Origin of the sequence: Flavobacterium terrae (assembly GCF_900142035.1) — a bacterium.
GTDB classification, from domain to species: Bacteria; Bacteroidota; Bacteroidia; order Flavobacteriales; family Flavobacteriaceae; genus Flavobacterium; species Flavobacterium terrae.
Genome location: NZ_FQZI01000002.1, coordinates 761,784 through 776,069, shown reverse-complemented (window position 1 = coordinate 776,069; position 14,286 = coordinate 761,784). Strand labels below are relative to the sequence as shown.

The following is a 14,286-nucleotide window of genomic DNA, read 5'->3' as shown; positions in this document are numbered from 1 at the left end:
AAAATGGTTAAATTCGTCGCCAATAATTAAAAAAGTAAGTTTTGTCAGCAAAAGAAAAAGCACCAAAGGAAACTCCATTAATGAAACAGTATAATGAAATCAAGGCTAAATACCCTGATGCTTGTTTATTGTTTCGTGTGGGGGATTTTTATGAAACTTTTGGAGAAGATGCTATTCGCGCTTCTAGAATATTAGGAATTACACTGACAAAACGAGGTGCAGGAAGTGAATCTGAAACAGCATTGGCAGGTTTTCCACACCATTCTTTGAATACATATTTGCCAAAATTGGTAAAAGCTGGACTTCGTGTTGCAATTTGTGATCAACTAGAAGATCCTAAAATGACTAAAACTATTGTAAAACGTGGGGTAACCGAGTTGGTTACGCCAGGTGTTTCTATGAACGATGAGGTTTTGGTTTCAAAGTCTAATAATTTCTTAGCTTCTGTCTATTTTGGTAAAAAGCAATTAGGAGTTGCCTTTCTTGATGTTTCTACAGGTGAGTTTTTAACATCTGAAGGAAATGCAGAATATGTAGATAAGTTATTGCAGAATTTTAGTCCAAGTGAGATTTTAGTTCCTAAACAAAATAAGAAAGATTTTCTTGAAGCTTTTGGTGATAATTTTCATGCTTTTTATTTAGAAGATTGGATTTATAAAGAAGATTATGCTAAAGAAAGTTTGATGAATCATTTTCAGACCAATTCATTGAAAGGATTCGGGATTGAAGAATTAGCACATGGTATTATTGCTTCGGGTGCTATTTTGTATTATTTGTCAGAAACACAACATAATAAAATTCAGCATATCACTTCTATTCATCGAATCGCCGAAGATGCCTATGTATGGATGGATCGATTTACCATCCGTAATTTGGAATTATATCATAGCTACAACCCAAATGCAGTTACTCTTTTAGATGTGATTGATAAAACGCTTTCGCCAATGGGAGGAAGATTGTTGAAAAGATGGTTGGCACTTCCGTTAAAAGATATCAATAAAATTACTGGGCGTCATGAAGTGGTTGCTTATTTGAAGGATAACCAAGAAGTCTTACAGAAAATTCAATACCAAATCAAACAAATTTCAGATTTAGAGCGTTTGATTTCAAAAGTAGCAGCAGGAAGAATTTCTCCAAGAGAAGTGATTTATCTAAAAGAATCTTTAGACGCGATAGTGCCCATTAAAGAATTGGCTTTGAAGAGTCCACAAGAAGCTGTGAAAGTGATTGGTGATAGTTTACATGCTTGTGATTTGCTTCGCGAAAAAATTGCAACAACTTTAAACCAAGATGCGCCCGTTGCTATTAATAAAGGGAATGCAATTGCTTTTGGCGTGAATCCTGAATTAGATGAATTGCGTACGATTTCAAATACAGGAAAAGAATATTTAGAAGGAATCGAAAAAAGGGAATCTGAAGCTACAGGGATTCCATCATTAAAGATTTCGTTTAATAATGTTTTTGGATATTATATCGAAGTAAGGAATACACATAAAGATAAAGTACCATCTGAATGGATTCGTAAACAAACCTTAGTAAATGCTGAGCGTTATATTACAGAAGAATTAAAGGAGTACGAGGCTAAAATCCTTGGTGCTGAAGAAAAAATACATCAATTAGAAACACAATTGTTTGAACAGTTGGTGGCTTGGATTGCAACTTACATAAAGCCAGTGCAACACAATGCTAATTTAGTGGCACAGTTAGACTGTTTGTCTTCTTTTGCTCAACAAGCTATTGATCATAATTATGTTTGTCCTCAAATTAACGATTCTTTTGAATTAGATATAAAAAATGGGCGTCATCCCGTAATTGAGAAACAATTGCCAATTGGTGTACCTTACATTGCTAATGATGTATATCTAAATAGAGATTCACAACAAATAATAATGATTACTGGGCCTAACATGTCGGGTAAGTCGGCAATATTGCGTCAAACGGCTTTAATTGTGTTGTTGGCGCAAATGGGAAGTTTTGTTCCGGCAGATGCAGTGACTATGGGTGTGGTGGATAAAATATTCACTAGAGTAGGAGCAAGCGATAATATCTCAATGGGAGAGTCGACATTTATGGTGGAAATGAATGAAACGGCTTCTATTTTGAATAATATCTCTGATAGAAGTTTGGTGTTGTTGGATGAAATTGGTCGTGGGACTAGTACATATGATGGAGTTTCAATTGCTTGGGCAATCGCAGAGTTCTTGCATGAAAATCCAGCACAGCCTAAAACATTATTTGCGACGCATTACCATGAGTTAAATGAGATGACTGAGAGTTTGCCTCGAATTCAAAATTATAATGTATCTGTAAAAGAATTAAAAGATACGGTTTTGTTTATTCGTAAACTGGAAAAAGGAGGAAGCGCACATAGTTTTGGTATTCATGTAGCTAAAATGGCTGGAATGCCACAAACAGTGATTCAAAAAGCAGGAAAGATATTGAAGAAGTTGGAAAAGAATCATTCGGGAGAAGTATTGAGTGGAATAAAACCTCAAGATGAATTACAATTAAGTTTTTTTAATTTAGATGATCCTTTGTTGGAAGAAATTAAAGAAGAAATCCAAAATTTAGATATCAATACGCTTACTCCTGTTGAAGCTTTGATGAAATTGAATGAAATTAAACGAATGTTGTCAAAAAAATAATTTTGTAAATAATTACATTTCAAGAGCTTAAAAAAAACATGTAATTTTTTTTCAAAAAGTTCTTGCAGAAGTAATTTCTTGTTGTATATTTGCACTCGCAATACGGAACAAGTATGGCGAAGTTCTTAAAAAACGCAATGCGAAAATAGCTCAGTTGGTAGAGCGCAACCTTGCCAAGGTTGAGGTCGCGGGTTCGAACCCCGTTTTTCGCTCGACTACCAAGTTAAAATATATTTGCTCGAGTGGTGGAATTGGTAGACACGCTGGACTTAAAATCCAGTGAACATTTCGTTCGTGCGGGTTCAAGTCCCGCCTTGAGTACAAAAGCCTTAAACATTGTTTAAGGCTTTTTTGTTTTTGAAATGTACCGTTTTTTGGTGATTAAAATTATAATCAGCATAAATAGGCGCTTTCTTGCTGTTTGTTGATATTTTGTGAAAACAATCTTTTTAAGGTTCTCTATTTGCCTTTATATTTGCTTCATGGCTACCTTTGTAATTAGTAAACGATTAGACGAAAACTATAAATTTGAATTTGTATCCCGAAAAGGGAAAACAATTTTGACTAGCGATAGTTATGAATTGCGTTTTGAGTGTGAAGAAGATATTGAAAAACTTAAAATAGCTTTAGACTCAGCCACAATAATGCGTTTTAAAACGTCTAGTGGTAAATTTTACTTCCGATTAATTATCGATAAAAAAGAAATGGCAACAAGCCGTAAATATACTACACAATTATTGATGCAAAGAGGTATTGATGAAATGATGCGAGCAGCAACTGCGGCAGAAGTTTTAGATTTTGCTTCAAATGATTTTGTGTTTCCTGAAATAGAAGCTTTTCAAGATTAAAAATTCTTAAAAAAATAAAAGCCCCGCATTGCGGAGCTTTAACTAAAAATATTAGAAATTATCTAATTATTTTTTTACTTCTTCAGTAGCAGGAGCAGCTTCAGTAGCAGCAGCAGCAGCTGAATCAACAGCAACAGCAGCAGTATCTACAGTTTCAGCAGCAGCTTCAACAGCCTCTTCCATTACTGGAGCTTCAGTAGCTTCAGCAGCAGCTTGATCTTTACAAGAAACTAATACAGCAGCAACGAATGCTAAGCTTAAAACAACTTTTTTCATCTTACTTAATTATAAAAGGTTAATTATTAATTCGTGGCAAAGATATAAATTTTTTGATATGAAATATTTTTTTTCAAAAATTTTTTCAAAAATTCAAACTTTTACCGTTGCTATGTATTTTACAATTTGTGTGCCAAAAAAATAAGCTAATTACTTTTAAAAATAATTAGCTTAAATCATTTTTTTTTAGAGGGTTATTTTGTTTTTTTCTTTGTCTTGTTTTTTACAATTTTTAACTCCTCAATTATATTTTTTGCTCCAGCATATTTATCAATAATGAATAAAATATATCGTGCGTCTACCATTATGTTTCTACATATCTCAGGACTATAATAAATGTCGCTCATTGTGCCTTCCCATACACGGTCAAAATTACATCCAATAAGATTTCCATTGGCATCTAATGCTGGAGATCCTGAATTACCACCCGTAGTATGATTTGTTGCGATGAAAGCCACAGGAACTTTACCGTTCTTATCAGCATATTGTCCGTAATCTTTATTGTTGTATAATTCGATAAGTTTCTTTGGAACATCAAATTCATAATCGCCAGGTACATATTTTTCCATCACACCGTCTAAATAAGTAACAGGAGAATAGGTTACAGCATCAGAAGGTTTGTAGCCTTTTACTTTTCCGTAAGTTACACGAAGTGTGCTGTTTGCGTCAGGGAATATGCGAGCCGATTTTGGACTTAATTCCATAATTGCTTTCATGTAGGTACGTTGTAAAGCAATGTTTTTCAAATTCATTTCATTGAACTTAGGCGCTACATTTTTATCAAAAGCTTCAGCGATTGATTTTACTAAGGCATAGCCTTTGTCTTGGTTGATTTTTTCGATTACCGACTTAGCGTCTCCATTCAATAATTCTTTTAAACCATCATATGAAGTTAATTTTGAATTTTTGAAGATATCCGTTGCTAATTCTGTTGCATTGATATTGTTTAATGATATTGGTAAGAATTGTTTGGGTGATTTAGTCGCATAAATATTGATCAATTGTTCAAAAACTTTTTCATCAACATTTGCATTGAAATCTTTGTAAAGAGATTCAAAACCATTAATTAAATTATTTTTTCTATCATTAAATGCTTGTTCGCCTTTACTGTTTAAAACTTGTTCTAACTGGTATAAGCGGTAACCAAAAGTTAATATTTCGCAATTACGCATAACTACTTCTGTATAGTAATCACGTGCAATAGCATATTCACGTATATTGCTATAGTTTGTTTTAAATTCGTTTAATAAGTTTCCGTATTCTGCTTGTTTGCCTGCTTTGTTTATTTTTTCGGTTAATCCAGCTTCAAATTTTTGTTTGACAGCAACTGCGTTTGTTTTATTTAAACCTTTAGTCTCGCCAATCCATTTTTTCCAATAATTGGCAACCGAAGCATATTTTGAAGCATACTGAATTTTGATCGCAGGATCTTTACGCATAAATCCGTCTTGTACTTTTAAAGCAGCATCACGAACCTCAATTTTTGCTGGATTCAAATCATTCATGATTTGCTCAACAGCATAACTTGGTAAGTATTCCTGAGTTCTTCCAGGATATCCCATCACCATTGTAAAGTCGTTTTCTTGGATTCCTTTTATAGAAATAGGGAAGAAATGCTTGGGAGTATAAGGTATATTGTCTTTAGAATATTCAGCTGGGCGGTTGTTTTTGTCAGCATAAATTCTGAATAAAGAAAAGTCGCCAGTGTGGCGTGGCCAAACCCAGTTGTCTGTGTCAGAACCAAATTTACCAATCGAGCTAGGAGGTGCTCCCACTAAACGAACATCGCGGAAAGTCTCTGTTACAAATAATAAGTATTGGTTACCATCGTAAAAAGTTTTGATTTGATTTTCTTGCCAAGATTCTTTTGTTGAACTTTTGATGGTTTTTGCAATATTTTCTTGGATTGTTCTTTGTTTTGAAGCTTCATCAGATATTGCAGCAACGCCTTCCAATACTTTTGTTGTTACATCTTCAATACGAACAATAAAGGTTACAAATAAATCTTTGTTTGGAAGTTCTTCTTCCATTTTATAAGCCCAAAAACCATTGGTTAAATAATCGTGTTCAACAGTTGAATGGCTTTGAATATTGTCGTAACCGCAGTGGTGATTAGTTAAAATTAATCCTTTTGGAGAAATTACCTCGGCAGTACATCCTCCGTCAAAATGAGGAACAGCATCTTTTAAGCTTGACTTGTTAACCGAGTAAATGTCTTCGGCAGAGATTTTCATGCCTAAATTTTTCATTTCTGTTTCGTTCATCCCTTTTAGAAGAGAAGGAATCCACATTCCGCCTTGTTGCGCAAATGTGGGTAAAACGAATAAAATAATAAGTAATCGTAAAAATTTCATTATTCTAATTTTTGATTTTGAGTTTGCAATGTACGATTTTTATAAAAATCGACTTTTTTATTTAAGGTTTTGTTAAGAAATATAAGCTTTATCGGTATTCATATGGAGGTCTAGCTCCCATTGGGGGTTTAAAAATAACCCCTTTATTTGTTAAGGTTAAAGAGAAATTATCTTCTTGATTTTCAGAAAATATTAGGGCGATGGTTCTTGTTTTTATTTTTGAATTTATATTTTCTATTTCACTTATTTTATATGATGAAAACTGAATAGGTTCATCGCCAAAATCACAATAAATTATTTCTCTTTTTGAAAAATCAACATAGGCATGATTTTTATTGTCTTCGAATAACTGTTTTTCCTCAATAAAAGCTTGAACTTCTTCTACAGAACCGAAAGGGATTATTTTTTTTGATGAGTCTGCATAAGAGTCATCAGAAACAATTTCATAATCAATTGCGACAAGATTAATAGAATTTTTATTTATTGAAAAATAGAAATTGTATATTTTTCTGTTGTTTTTTGAAATACCATACCCAATAAAGTTGCATTTGTTTTTTATCTCTTTGTGAGACTCAAATTTTTCCTCGGAAATGTTTACATAGTCATTGTTAAAATCTTCAAACAAAAATTTGTTTTTATATTCTTTATAGAAAAAAGCTTCTTTTTTAAATTCCAAATCTCCCAAATATTCTGGCGAATCATTCGATTCGATTGTAGTGTAAATTTTACTTTTATACCAATCGATATGTTTTGCTATTGAATAGTCAAATAAAAGGATTGGATAATAACCATCTTTAAAGGAAAAAAGGCAACCTATTTTAGGATCAATAAAAGGATCAATCTTTTTAGGGTTATTTGAATTAAAAGCAATTATGAATTGTTCAAATAGTTTGTCTATGTTTTTGTCTTTAGGCTCAACAAACTTTTGTACTTCATCAATTTTATTTGTCTGAATAATATTTTCTTTTTCTTCTTTTTTGCAAGAAATTGTAATTAGAAAGAATATGAAAATAATTCTTTTCATAGCTGGCTTATAATAATTGTTTAAGTATTTTATCAGTAGCTCCTTTATTCATTTGTACAAAAGTGCTGCAAATATGTCCTTTTTCATGGCGCTCATCAGGATTTTGTACTAATAAGTCAAGGGCTTGATTCATTGTTTTTTGATCATTTATAGAAATACATCCTTCTTGATGAACCAAAGCTGTTGCTTCAGCAAAGTGAGAATAGTTAGGTCCAATGACAATAGGAATGCCAAAAGTTGCAGGTTCTAGAATATTATGAACCCCTGGATTGCCAAAACCTCCTCCTACATAAGCAATATCTGCATAACTGTAAATTTTAGTTAGAATTCCAATCGTGTCAATGATGAATACATCATAGTCCGCAAGATTTTTCCCTTCCATTTCAGAAAATAACACTGTTTTTTTTGCAATTTCAGATTTCAAATTGGCTATTTGATCTGGTTTGATATTGTGTGGTGCAATAATGAATTTTAATCGGTGAGAAGTTCTGTTGATGTAGTTAACCAATAGTTCTTCGTCTTTAGGCCATGAACTTCCAATTACTATAGTTGTCATTTTAAATTCATGTGATGGATTTTTGCAAAAAGTTTCGATGAAATCTAAAGTATTTTCTTTTTCTAAAATAGCGACTACGCGATCAAAACGCGAATCTCCAGAAACTGTGACATTAGTAAAGCCAAGACTTTGTATTAGCTCTTTTGAAGTGTTATTCTGTACAAAAAAATGATTAAAACTTTTTAAAGCATTTTTGTAAAACCCACCGTACCATTTAAAGAAGGCTTGTTTTTTTCTAAAGACTCCAGAAATTAAATAGGTTTTTATGTTCCTGTTTTTTAGTTCATTTAAGTAATTAGGCCAATATTCGTATTTGATGAAAAAAACAATTTCAGGATTTACGATGTCTAAAAAACGTTTTGCATTCGACTTAGTGTCTAGTGGAAGATAAATAGTCACATCAGCAACGGTGTTGTTTTTACGAACCTCGTATCCAGAAGGGGAAAAGAATGTAAGGACTATTTTGTGGTTAGGAAATTTAATTTTTACTTTTTCCATAACTGGTAATCCTTGTTCGTATTCACCTAAAGAAGCAGCATGAAACCAAATGGTTTTGTCTTCTTTAGAAAGTTTTGTTTGTAATGTTTTGAAAACATCTTTTCGACCATTGACAAACAATTGAATTTTTGGATTAAAAAGTGCTACTATCTTGAGTAACTGTTGTACTACTTCTGTCAGTAAAGTATAAAGAAAAAACATAGTTTGTATTTTGTGTTGCTAAAATACATTAGTTTTCTAAAACTTATTAAAAAAGGTATTAAATTAGTAGATTTGCATTCTAAATTTTAGTTCATGAAAAAGCTACAAATGGTTGACTTAAAAAGTCAATATGATAAAATAAAAGACGAAGTAAATGCCTCAATTCAAGAGGTTTTAGATACTACAACATACATAAATGGTCCGTTAGTGCATCAGTTTCAAGCGGATTTAGAAAAATATTTAGGTGTAAAACATGTAATTCCATGTGCTAACGGTACTGATGCATTACAAATTGCGATGATGGGACTTGGTTTGAAACCAGGAGATGAAGTAATTACTGCCGATTTTACTTTTGCGGCTACAGTTGAAGTGATTGCGTTATTGCAGTTAACTCCAGTTTTAGTGGATGTTGATATGAATAACATGAATATCTCTATTGAAGCTATCAAAAAAGCAATAACTCCAAAAACAAAAGCGATTGTCCCTGTGCATTTGTTTGGACGTGCTGCTAATATGGACGCAATTATGGAAATTGCAACTGAACATAATTTGTATGTAATTGAAGATAATGCTCAAGCTATTGGTGCGGATTATACTTCAAAAGATGGTACTAAGAAAAAAGTTGGAACAATAGGACATGTAGGAGCAACTTCGTTTTTTCCGTCTAAAAATTTAGGATGTTATGGAGATGGAGGCGCAATTTTTACTAATGATGATCAGTTGGCTCATATTATTCGAGGGATTGTAAATCACGGAATGTATGTGCGTTATCATCATGACGTTGTTGGAGTTAATTCTCGTTTAGATAGTATACAAGCTGGTGTTTTAAAGGCAAAATTACCTCATTTAGATACCTATAATAAAGCGCGTCAAGAGGCTGCACGTAAGTATTCTTTGGCTTTAGGAGTGAGTTCTAATGTTTGGGTGCCAACAATTTGTGAAGCATGTGATTGCCATGTTTTTCATCAATATGTATTTAGAGTTTTAAATGGTAAGCGTGATGCTTTATTAGAGCATTTACAGTCTAAAGGTATTCCGTGTGCAATTTATTATCCGATTCCACTACATAGTCAAAAAGCTTATGTGGATGCTCGTTATAAAGAAGAAGATTTTTCAGTAACAAATCAATTAGTTAAAGAAGTTATTGCTTTGCCAATGCATACCGAGTTAGATGATGAGCAAATTAAATTTATCACAGATTCAGTTTTAGAGTTTTTAGAGACAAATAGATAAAAGACAAATAGATAAAAGACTTTTAGGAACTAGAAAATCTATTATCTAAAAGTCTATTATTTTTCATCTAAATTAAAATGAAGATACTAGTAACAGGAGGTTTGGGTTTTATAGGTTCTCATACCGTTGTGGAATTGCAAAATGAGGGTTTTGAGGTTGTTATTGTAGATAATCTATCAAACTCTTCAGTTGATGTTTTGCAAGGAATAGAAAATATTACCGGGAAAAAGCCTGAATTTGAAAATTTGGATTTGCGAGAAAAGCAATCGGTTCAAGATTTTTTTAAAAAATATAATGATGTTAGTGGTGTAATTCATTTTGCAGCTAGTAAAGCTGTAGGAGAAAGCGTCGAAAATCCTTTGTTGTACTACGAAAATAACATCAACTCTTTGGTTTATTTACTGCAAGAGTTACAGAGAAAAAATGAGTCTTCGTTAATATTTAGTTCTTCTTGTACTGTTTTTGGTCAGGCTGAAATAATGCCAATAACTGAAAATGCTCCAGTTCAAAAGGCAATGTCGCCTTACGGGAATACTAAGCAAATAGGGGAAGAAATTATTATAGATGTATCTCGGGTTTCTTCTATAAATGCGATATTGTTGCGTTATTTTAATCCAATTGGTGCACATGAATCGGCTGAAATTGGTGAATTGCCTCTAGGAGTGCCTCAAAACTTAGTGCCTTTCATAACACAAACTGCTGTGGGTTTGCGAAAAGAATTATCTGTTTTTGGTAATGATTATCCAACACCAGATGGGACAGCAATAAGAGATTATATTCATGTGGTCGATTTGGCAAAAGCACACGTGATAGCTTTGAAGAGGTTAATAGAAAAGAAGAATATTGAGAGAGTTGAGACCTTTAATATTGGAACAGGCAAAGGAAGCTCAGTATTAGAAGTTATACAGTCATTTCAAAAAGTTACAAATCATAAGTTGCCATATAAAATAGTAGGAAGAAGAGACGGGGATGTTGTTGAGGCTTATGCAGATACTCAAAAAGCTAATGAGATTTTGGGATGGAAAGCAAAATTAACACTTGAAGATGCTTTAAGTTCTGCTTGGAAATGGGAACAAAAAATTAGAAAAGTTCAATAAAAAAAAACCGAGCATTGCTCGGTTTTTTTTATTTATTGAGTAGTCAAAAATTATTTTTTAACTTCTTCAGTAGCTGGAGCAGCAGCAGCAGCAGCTGAATCAACAGCAACAGCAGCAGTATCTACAGTTGTAGCAGCTGAATCAACAGCAACAGCAGCAGTATCTACAGTTTCAGCAGTAGCTTCAGCAGCAGTATCATTATTTTTGCAAGATGTCATTAAAGCAGCTACGAAAGCTAAGCTTAAAATTGTTTTTTTCATTTCGTTGTAAATTAGAATTAATAATAATAATATTTTCGGGCGCAAAATTATAAAAATATCTTATCAAAAAAAATTTTTTTTCTTCCCAGTAAAAAAAAATTAAAAAAACCTTTAAAATCAAGGTTTTAGAGATAAAAAAAATCTGCACTATGGCAGATTTTATTTTTTATAGAATGATAAAAAATTATTTTTTCATTTCTTCTTTTACTGCTTTTGCTCCTTCTTCCACTGTAGCGGCTCCTGCAGCAGCAGCGTCTTTAGCAGCGTCTTTTACTTCTGTTGCAGCTGAGTCCATGGTTGCAGCAGCTGAGTCAACAGCTTCTGTCATTTCAGTTCCAACAGCATCAACAGCTTCAGCAGCTTCGTCTTGAGTTTTTTCTTTGCAAGATGTCATTAAAGCAACAACTAGTGCTAGGCTAAAAATTGTTTTTTTCATTTTTTGTAGGTTTTAGAATTAATAATGAATCTATTTAACGCAAATATTAAGTAAAATATTTCAAAAATCCAAATATTTTAATAATTATGCAGAGATCATTGTTAAGAGATAGGTTAAAACATTACATTATAAAACTAATTCGTGGTAAAGTTTCTGAAAAGTCATGTCTAATTCAAAGCTGAATCCTGGATGTGGTCTTGAGATTTGAATACTGGAGCTTCGTACTGCTGTGAGCCAACGAAAACGTTCTGCAACATCTAATTGTGCAATGGGTCCTCCATCCGGACTTCCTGTTGATATTTTGCAAAAAGAAAACATGTTTTCTTCTAACTGCTCTAAGTCGAAATCCGCACACAACATTCTAATTTTATCCGACGGAATAACATATTCCATGCGAAGGTATTTTTTTTGTTTGCAAAAAAGAAGCAGTCCAATGTTTAGAAATTCTTCGCGTTCCACCCTTGGCACAACACGAATTACGGCATATTCATATAAGTACTTTTCGTGCATCTTGGGCTTGTTTTAAGAATAAATCGGCATTTTGTAAACGGGTCATCAAGAACTGAAAATAAACGTTTCTGATTGCTTCTGGAGTAATGGAATGGTCTTCCCAAAGTAACCAATCTTCAGGAATTAGTGCTACAATTTTACGCAGTACATCTTCGTTTAATTTTGATGTAAATTCCTTATGAGCTTCTTCTAATTTTGTTGCTTTCGGTAACAAAACATGATCTTTGATTAGTGCAAAAGGTGTAATGGCGCTGGCTTCCCAATTATTCCATGAATGATGAAAGTAAAATGAAGCACCGTGGTCAATTAACCACAATTCTTTGTGCCAGATTAACAGGTTGGTGTTACGGAATGTGCGATCTACATTGGTGATAAAAGCATCTAGCCATACAATTTTTGAAGCAAGCAATTCGTCACAATCATTCACTGAGGCATCATACGTGATGGCTCCAGACAGATAGTGCAAACCTAAATTTAATCCTTGGCTGAACTTTAATAAATCCTGAATTTCCTCATCAGCTTCAGTACGACCAAAGGCTTCATCTAAAGTGGCAAAAACCAATTCTGGAACTGCTAAACCTAAATAACGGGCAATTTCCCCACCTAATAATTCGGCAATTAAGGCTTTTATGCCATGCCCAGCACCTCGAAATTTTAATACATATTTGAAATCATCATCGGCTTCTGCCAAAGCAGGCAATGAACCACCTTCCCGTAAAGGAGTGATGTAACGCATAACGTTAATTTTTCGTAAAGCAATTGGAGTCATAATAGAAATCTTCTGAAACAAATATATTACTAAAATAAAAAACTCCGACGTTTTAGCATCGGAGTTTCTATATATCTATGTTGTAGATTAAGCGGAAATCGTTTCAATTTCTTTGTTAATCTTATTAACTAAACCTACAAGCACTTTTCCAGGACCAACCTCAGTAAAGCTAGTTGCTCCATCTGCAATCATTTGTTGTACAGATTGAGTCCATTTTACTGCTCCAGTTAATTGAGCAATTAGATTTTTCTTGATTTCAGATGGTTCAGTTACTGCACTTGCTGTAACATTTTGATAAACAGGGCAAGACGGGGTGTTGAAAATGGTTGCTTCAATAGCAGCAGCAAGTTTTTCTCTTGCGGGTTCCATCATTGGTGAGTGAAAAGCACCGCCAACTGGTAAAATTAATGCACGTTTTGCTCCTGCTTCTTTCATTTTTTCGCATGCAACTTCTACCGCTTTTAATTCTCCTGAAATTACTAATTGACCAGGACAATTATAATTTGCCGCTACTACAACTCCGTCAATAGAAGCACAAATGTCTTCTACTACTTTGTCTTCTAGGTTTAAAACAGCGGCCATAGTACTTGGAGTAATTTCACAGGCTTCTTGCATAGCCAATGCTCTTTGAGAAACTAATTTTAAACCATCTTCAAAAGATAATGCTCCATTTACAACAAGTGCAGAAAATTCTCCTAGTGAGTGACCAGCAACCATATCTGGCTTTACATTTAATACTTTGGCTAAAATAACGGAATGTAAAAAAACGGCTGGTTGTGTTACTTTTGTTTCTTTTAATTCCTCGGCAGTACCTTCAAACATAATGTCTGTGATACGGAAACCTAAAATTTCATTAGCTTTTTCAAATAACTCTTTTGCTAATTCAGATGATTCGTATAAATCTTTACCCATTCCTGTAAATTGGGCACCTTGACCAGGAAAAACGTATGCTTTCATTATATTAAATTATAAATTGATTTTGTTTTATTTGTAAAAGCAAAAATACACAAATTTTGTACTAAAAATGACTCTGAATTTTCTGTGTATTATTAAATGATTTTAATGAAATAGTGATTTATTAACAGTAAATTATACATTTACTTATTGTATTAAATGTTTAGTTTGTATACTTTTGCGCCAAGTATGAAGGGATTTTTAAAATATATCTTTTTCTTTTTAGTATCCTTGTTGATTGGAAATGCAGTATTTGCTTATTCGACAAAGGATGATACTTCGTTACTAAATATTGATCAAACAACACCATCAGGTGTAAAATTTTCTGAGTTTAGTTTAAGAACTCATTACAAGCATTATGTTTCAACGTTAGAAAGTAGTAGAGATGTAATTGAGATTTCAGAAAATGAGAATGATACAGAAGATTACCATGTTCCTTCTCAGTCGTTTGCTTCACCAGTTTACTATTTAAATTTCTTCTCTGGAATTCTTTCTGGAAATTATGATATTGTAAAAAAGAACGGACTTAGCTCTTTTAAGTTCATGTCGTACTTATCGACAATTGATTCTTTACACATTATTTTCTGTGTTTACAGAATTTGATTTTTCACAATTAACATCATTT

The 14,286-nt window shown here is 33.0% G+C and carries 14 protein-coding genes and 2 tRNA genes; 7 read left to right on the top strand and 9 right to left on the bottom strand.

Annotated elements, in window-relative coordinates; translation table 11 throughout:
- Window positions 1-41: 41 nt before the first annotated feature.
- From mutS to BUC09_RS07830, 4 genes are all read left to right on the top strand, one after another.
- Window positions 42-2,645 carry a DNA mismatch repair protein MutS gene (gene mutS, locus BUC09_RS07845; RefSeq protein ID WP_073310305.1) on the top strand — a complete coding sequence of 868 codons (2,604 nt, stop codon included), beginning with the start codon at window positions 42-44 and terminating at the stop codon, window positions 2,643-2,645.
- Between the two features lie 139 nt (window positions 2,646-2,784).
- Window positions 2,785-2,857, top strand: a tRNA-Gly gene (locus BUC09_RS07840).
- Window positions 2,858-2,881: 24 nt separating this feature from the next.
- Window positions 2,882-2,966, top strand: a tRNA-Leu gene (locus BUC09_RS07835).
- Between the two features lie 161 nt (window positions 2,967-3,127).
- Window positions 3,128-3,493 (top strand): DUF1508 domain-containing protein, encoded by a 366-nt coding sequence (locus tag BUC09_RS07830; protein ID WP_073310303.1) that lies wholly within the window; start codon window positions 3,128-3,130, stop codon window positions 3,491-3,493.
- Window positions 3,494-3,559: 66 nt separating this feature from the next.
- Here BUC09_RS07830 and BUC09_RS07825 read toward each other — a convergent pair whose 3' ends face one another.
- The 4 genes from BUC09_RS07825 to BUC09_RS07810 all read right to left on the bottom strand — a co-directional run bounded on the left by BUC09_RS07825 (window position 3,560) and on the right by BUC09_RS07810 (window position 8,402).
- Window positions 3,560-3,769 (bottom strand): hypothetical protein, encoded by a 210-nt coding sequence (locus BUC09_RS07825; protein ID WP_073310301.1) that lies wholly within the window; start codon window positions 3,767-3,769, stop codon window positions 3,560-3,562.
- 194 nt (window positions 3,770-3,963) lie between these two features.
- Window positions 3,964-6,123 carry a S46 family peptidase gene (locus BUC09_RS07820; RefSeq protein WP_073310299.1) on the bottom strand — a complete coding sequence of 720 codons (2,160 nt, stop codon included), beginning with the start codon at window positions 6,121-6,123 and terminating at the stop codon, window positions 3,964-3,966.
- An 88-nt stretch (window positions 6,124-6,211) separates the two neighbouring features.
- The gene (locus BUC09_RS07815) at window positions 6,212-7,147 is read right to left on the bottom strand and encodes a hypothetical protein (protein ID WP_073310297.1); all 936 of its coding nucleotides are present in this window, start codon (window positions 7,145-7,147) and stop codon (window positions 6,212-6,214) included.
- Window positions 7,148-7,154: 7 nt separating this feature from the next.
- Window positions 7,155-8,402 carry a 3-deoxy-D-manno-octulosonic acid transferase gene (locus tag BUC09_RS07810; RefSeq protein WP_073310295.1) on the bottom strand — a complete coding sequence of 416 codons (1,248 nt, stop codon included), beginning with the start codon at window positions 8,400-8,402 and terminating at the stop codon, window positions 7,155-7,157.
- A gap of 93 nt (window positions 8,403-8,495) precedes the next feature.
- On the opposite strand from BUC09_RS07810, the gene BUC09_RS07805 reads away from it, so the two are divergent.
- Together BUC09_RS07805 and galE are read left to right on the top strand one after the other, a co-directional pair.
- Complete coding sequence (locus tag BUC09_RS07805) at window positions 8,496-9,635, top strand: DegT/DnrJ/EryC1/StrS family aminotransferase (RefSeq protein ID WP_073310294.1); 1,140 nt, start codon at window positions 8,496-8,498, stop codon at window positions 9,633-9,635.
- Window positions 9,636-9,712: 77 nt separating this feature from the next.
- Window positions 9,713-10,732, top strand: a complete 1,020-nt coding sequence (gene galE, locus BUC09_RS07800; protein WP_073310292.1) for a UDP-glucose 4-epimerase GalE — start codon at window positions 9,713-9,715, stop codon at window positions 10,730-10,732.
- Between the two features lie 50 nt (window positions 10,733-10,782).
- Here the strand turns inward: galE and BUC09_RS07795 are convergent, their stop codons facing one another.
- The 5 genes from BUC09_RS07795 to fabD form a co-directional block, all read right to left on the bottom strand.
- The gene (locus BUC09_RS07795; RefSeq protein WP_073310290.1) at window positions 10,783-10,992 is read right to left on the bottom strand and encodes a hypothetical protein; all 210 of its coding nucleotides are present in this window, start codon (window positions 10,990-10,992) and stop codon (window positions 10,783-10,785) included.
- A gap of 184 nt (window positions 10,993-11,176) precedes the next feature.
- Window positions 11,177-11,428 (bottom strand): hypothetical protein, encoded by a 252-nt coding sequence (locus BUC09_RS07790; protein WP_073310288.1) that lies wholly within the window; start codon window positions 11,426-11,428, stop codon window positions 11,177-11,179.
- 126 nt (window positions 11,429-11,554) lie between these two features.
- A complete protein-coding gene (locus BUC09_RS07785; protein ID WP_073310286.1) occupies window positions 11,555-11,938 on the bottom strand; it encodes a DUF3037 domain-containing protein in 384 nt (127 codons plus the stop codon).
- On the bottom strand, window positions 11,916-12,710 hold the full coding sequence (locus BUC09_RS07780; protein ID WP_449404147.1) for a HipA family kinase: 795 nt from the start codon (window positions 12,708-12,710) through the stop codon (window positions 11,916-11,918). Before BUC09_RS07780 ends, BUC09_RS07785 begins: the two co-directional genes overlap by 23 nt.
- 84 nt (window positions 12,711-12,794) lie before the next feature.
- Window positions 12,795-13,664, bottom strand: coding sequence for an ACP S-malonyltransferase (fabD, locus tag BUC09_RS07775; RefSeq protein WP_073310283.1), 870 nt, complete (start codon window positions 13,662-13,664; stop codon window positions 12,795-12,797).
- Between the two features lie 186 nt (window positions 13,665-13,850).
- Here fabD and BUC09_RS07770 point away from each other — a divergent pair, with 186 nt between their 5' ends.
- Window positions 13,851-14,264: a hypothetical protein gene (locus tag BUC09_RS07770; RefSeq protein WP_073310281.1), complete on the top strand. Its 414-nt coding sequence runs from the start codon at window positions 13,851-13,853 to the stop codon at window positions 14,262-14,264.
- Window positions 14,265-14,286: the final 22 nt, after the last annotated feature.

Bases quoted from the DNA above. Each gene is read 5' to 3' on its own strand.
- BUC09_RS07830 (WP_073310303.1), top strand. From the start codon at position 3,128: ATGGCTACCTTTGTAATTAGTAAACGATTAGACGAAAACTATAAATTT.
- BUC09_RS07825 (WP_073310301.1), bottom strand. From the start codon at position 3,769: ATGAAAAAAGTTGTTTTAAGCTTAGCATTCGTTGCTGCTGTATTAGTT.
- BUC09_RS07820 (WP_073310299.1), bottom strand. From the start codon at position 6,123: ATGAAATTTTTACGATTACTTATTATTTTATTCGTTTTACCCACATTT.
- BUC09_RS07815 (WP_073310297.1), bottom strand. From the start codon at position 7,147: ATGAAAAGAATTATTTTCATATTCTTTCTAATTACAATTTCTTGCAAA.
- BUC09_RS07810 (WP_073310295.1), bottom strand. From the start codon at position 8,402: ATGTTTTTTCTTTATACTTTACTGACAGAAGTAGTACAACAGTTACTC.
- BUC09_RS07805 (WP_073310294.1), top strand. From the start codon at position 8,496: ATGAAAAAGCTACAAATGGTTGACTTAAAAAGTCAATATGATAAAATA.
- galE (WP_073310292.1), top strand. From the start codon at position 9,713: ATGAAGATACTAGTAACAGGAGGTTTGGGTTTTATAGGTTCTCATACC.
- BUC09_RS07795 (WP_073310290.1), bottom strand. From the start codon at position 10,992: ATGAAAAAAACAATTTTAAGCTTAGCTTTCGTAGCTGCTTTAATGACA.
- BUC09_RS07790 (WP_073310288.1), bottom strand. From the start codon at position 11,428: ATGAAAAAAACAATTTTTAGCCTAGCACTAGTTGTTGCTTTAATGACA.
- BUC09_RS07785 (WP_073310286.1), bottom strand. From the start codon at position 11,938: ATGCACGAAAAGTACTTATATGAATATGCCGTAATTCGTGTTGTGCCA.
- fabD (WP_073310283.1), bottom strand. From the start codon at position 13,664: ATGAAAGCATACGTTTTTCCTGGTCAAGGTGCCCAATTTACAGGAATG.
- BUC09_RS07770 (WP_073310281.1), top strand. From the start codon at position 13,851: ATGAAGGGATTTTTAAAATATATCTTTTTCTTTTTAGTATCCTTGTTG.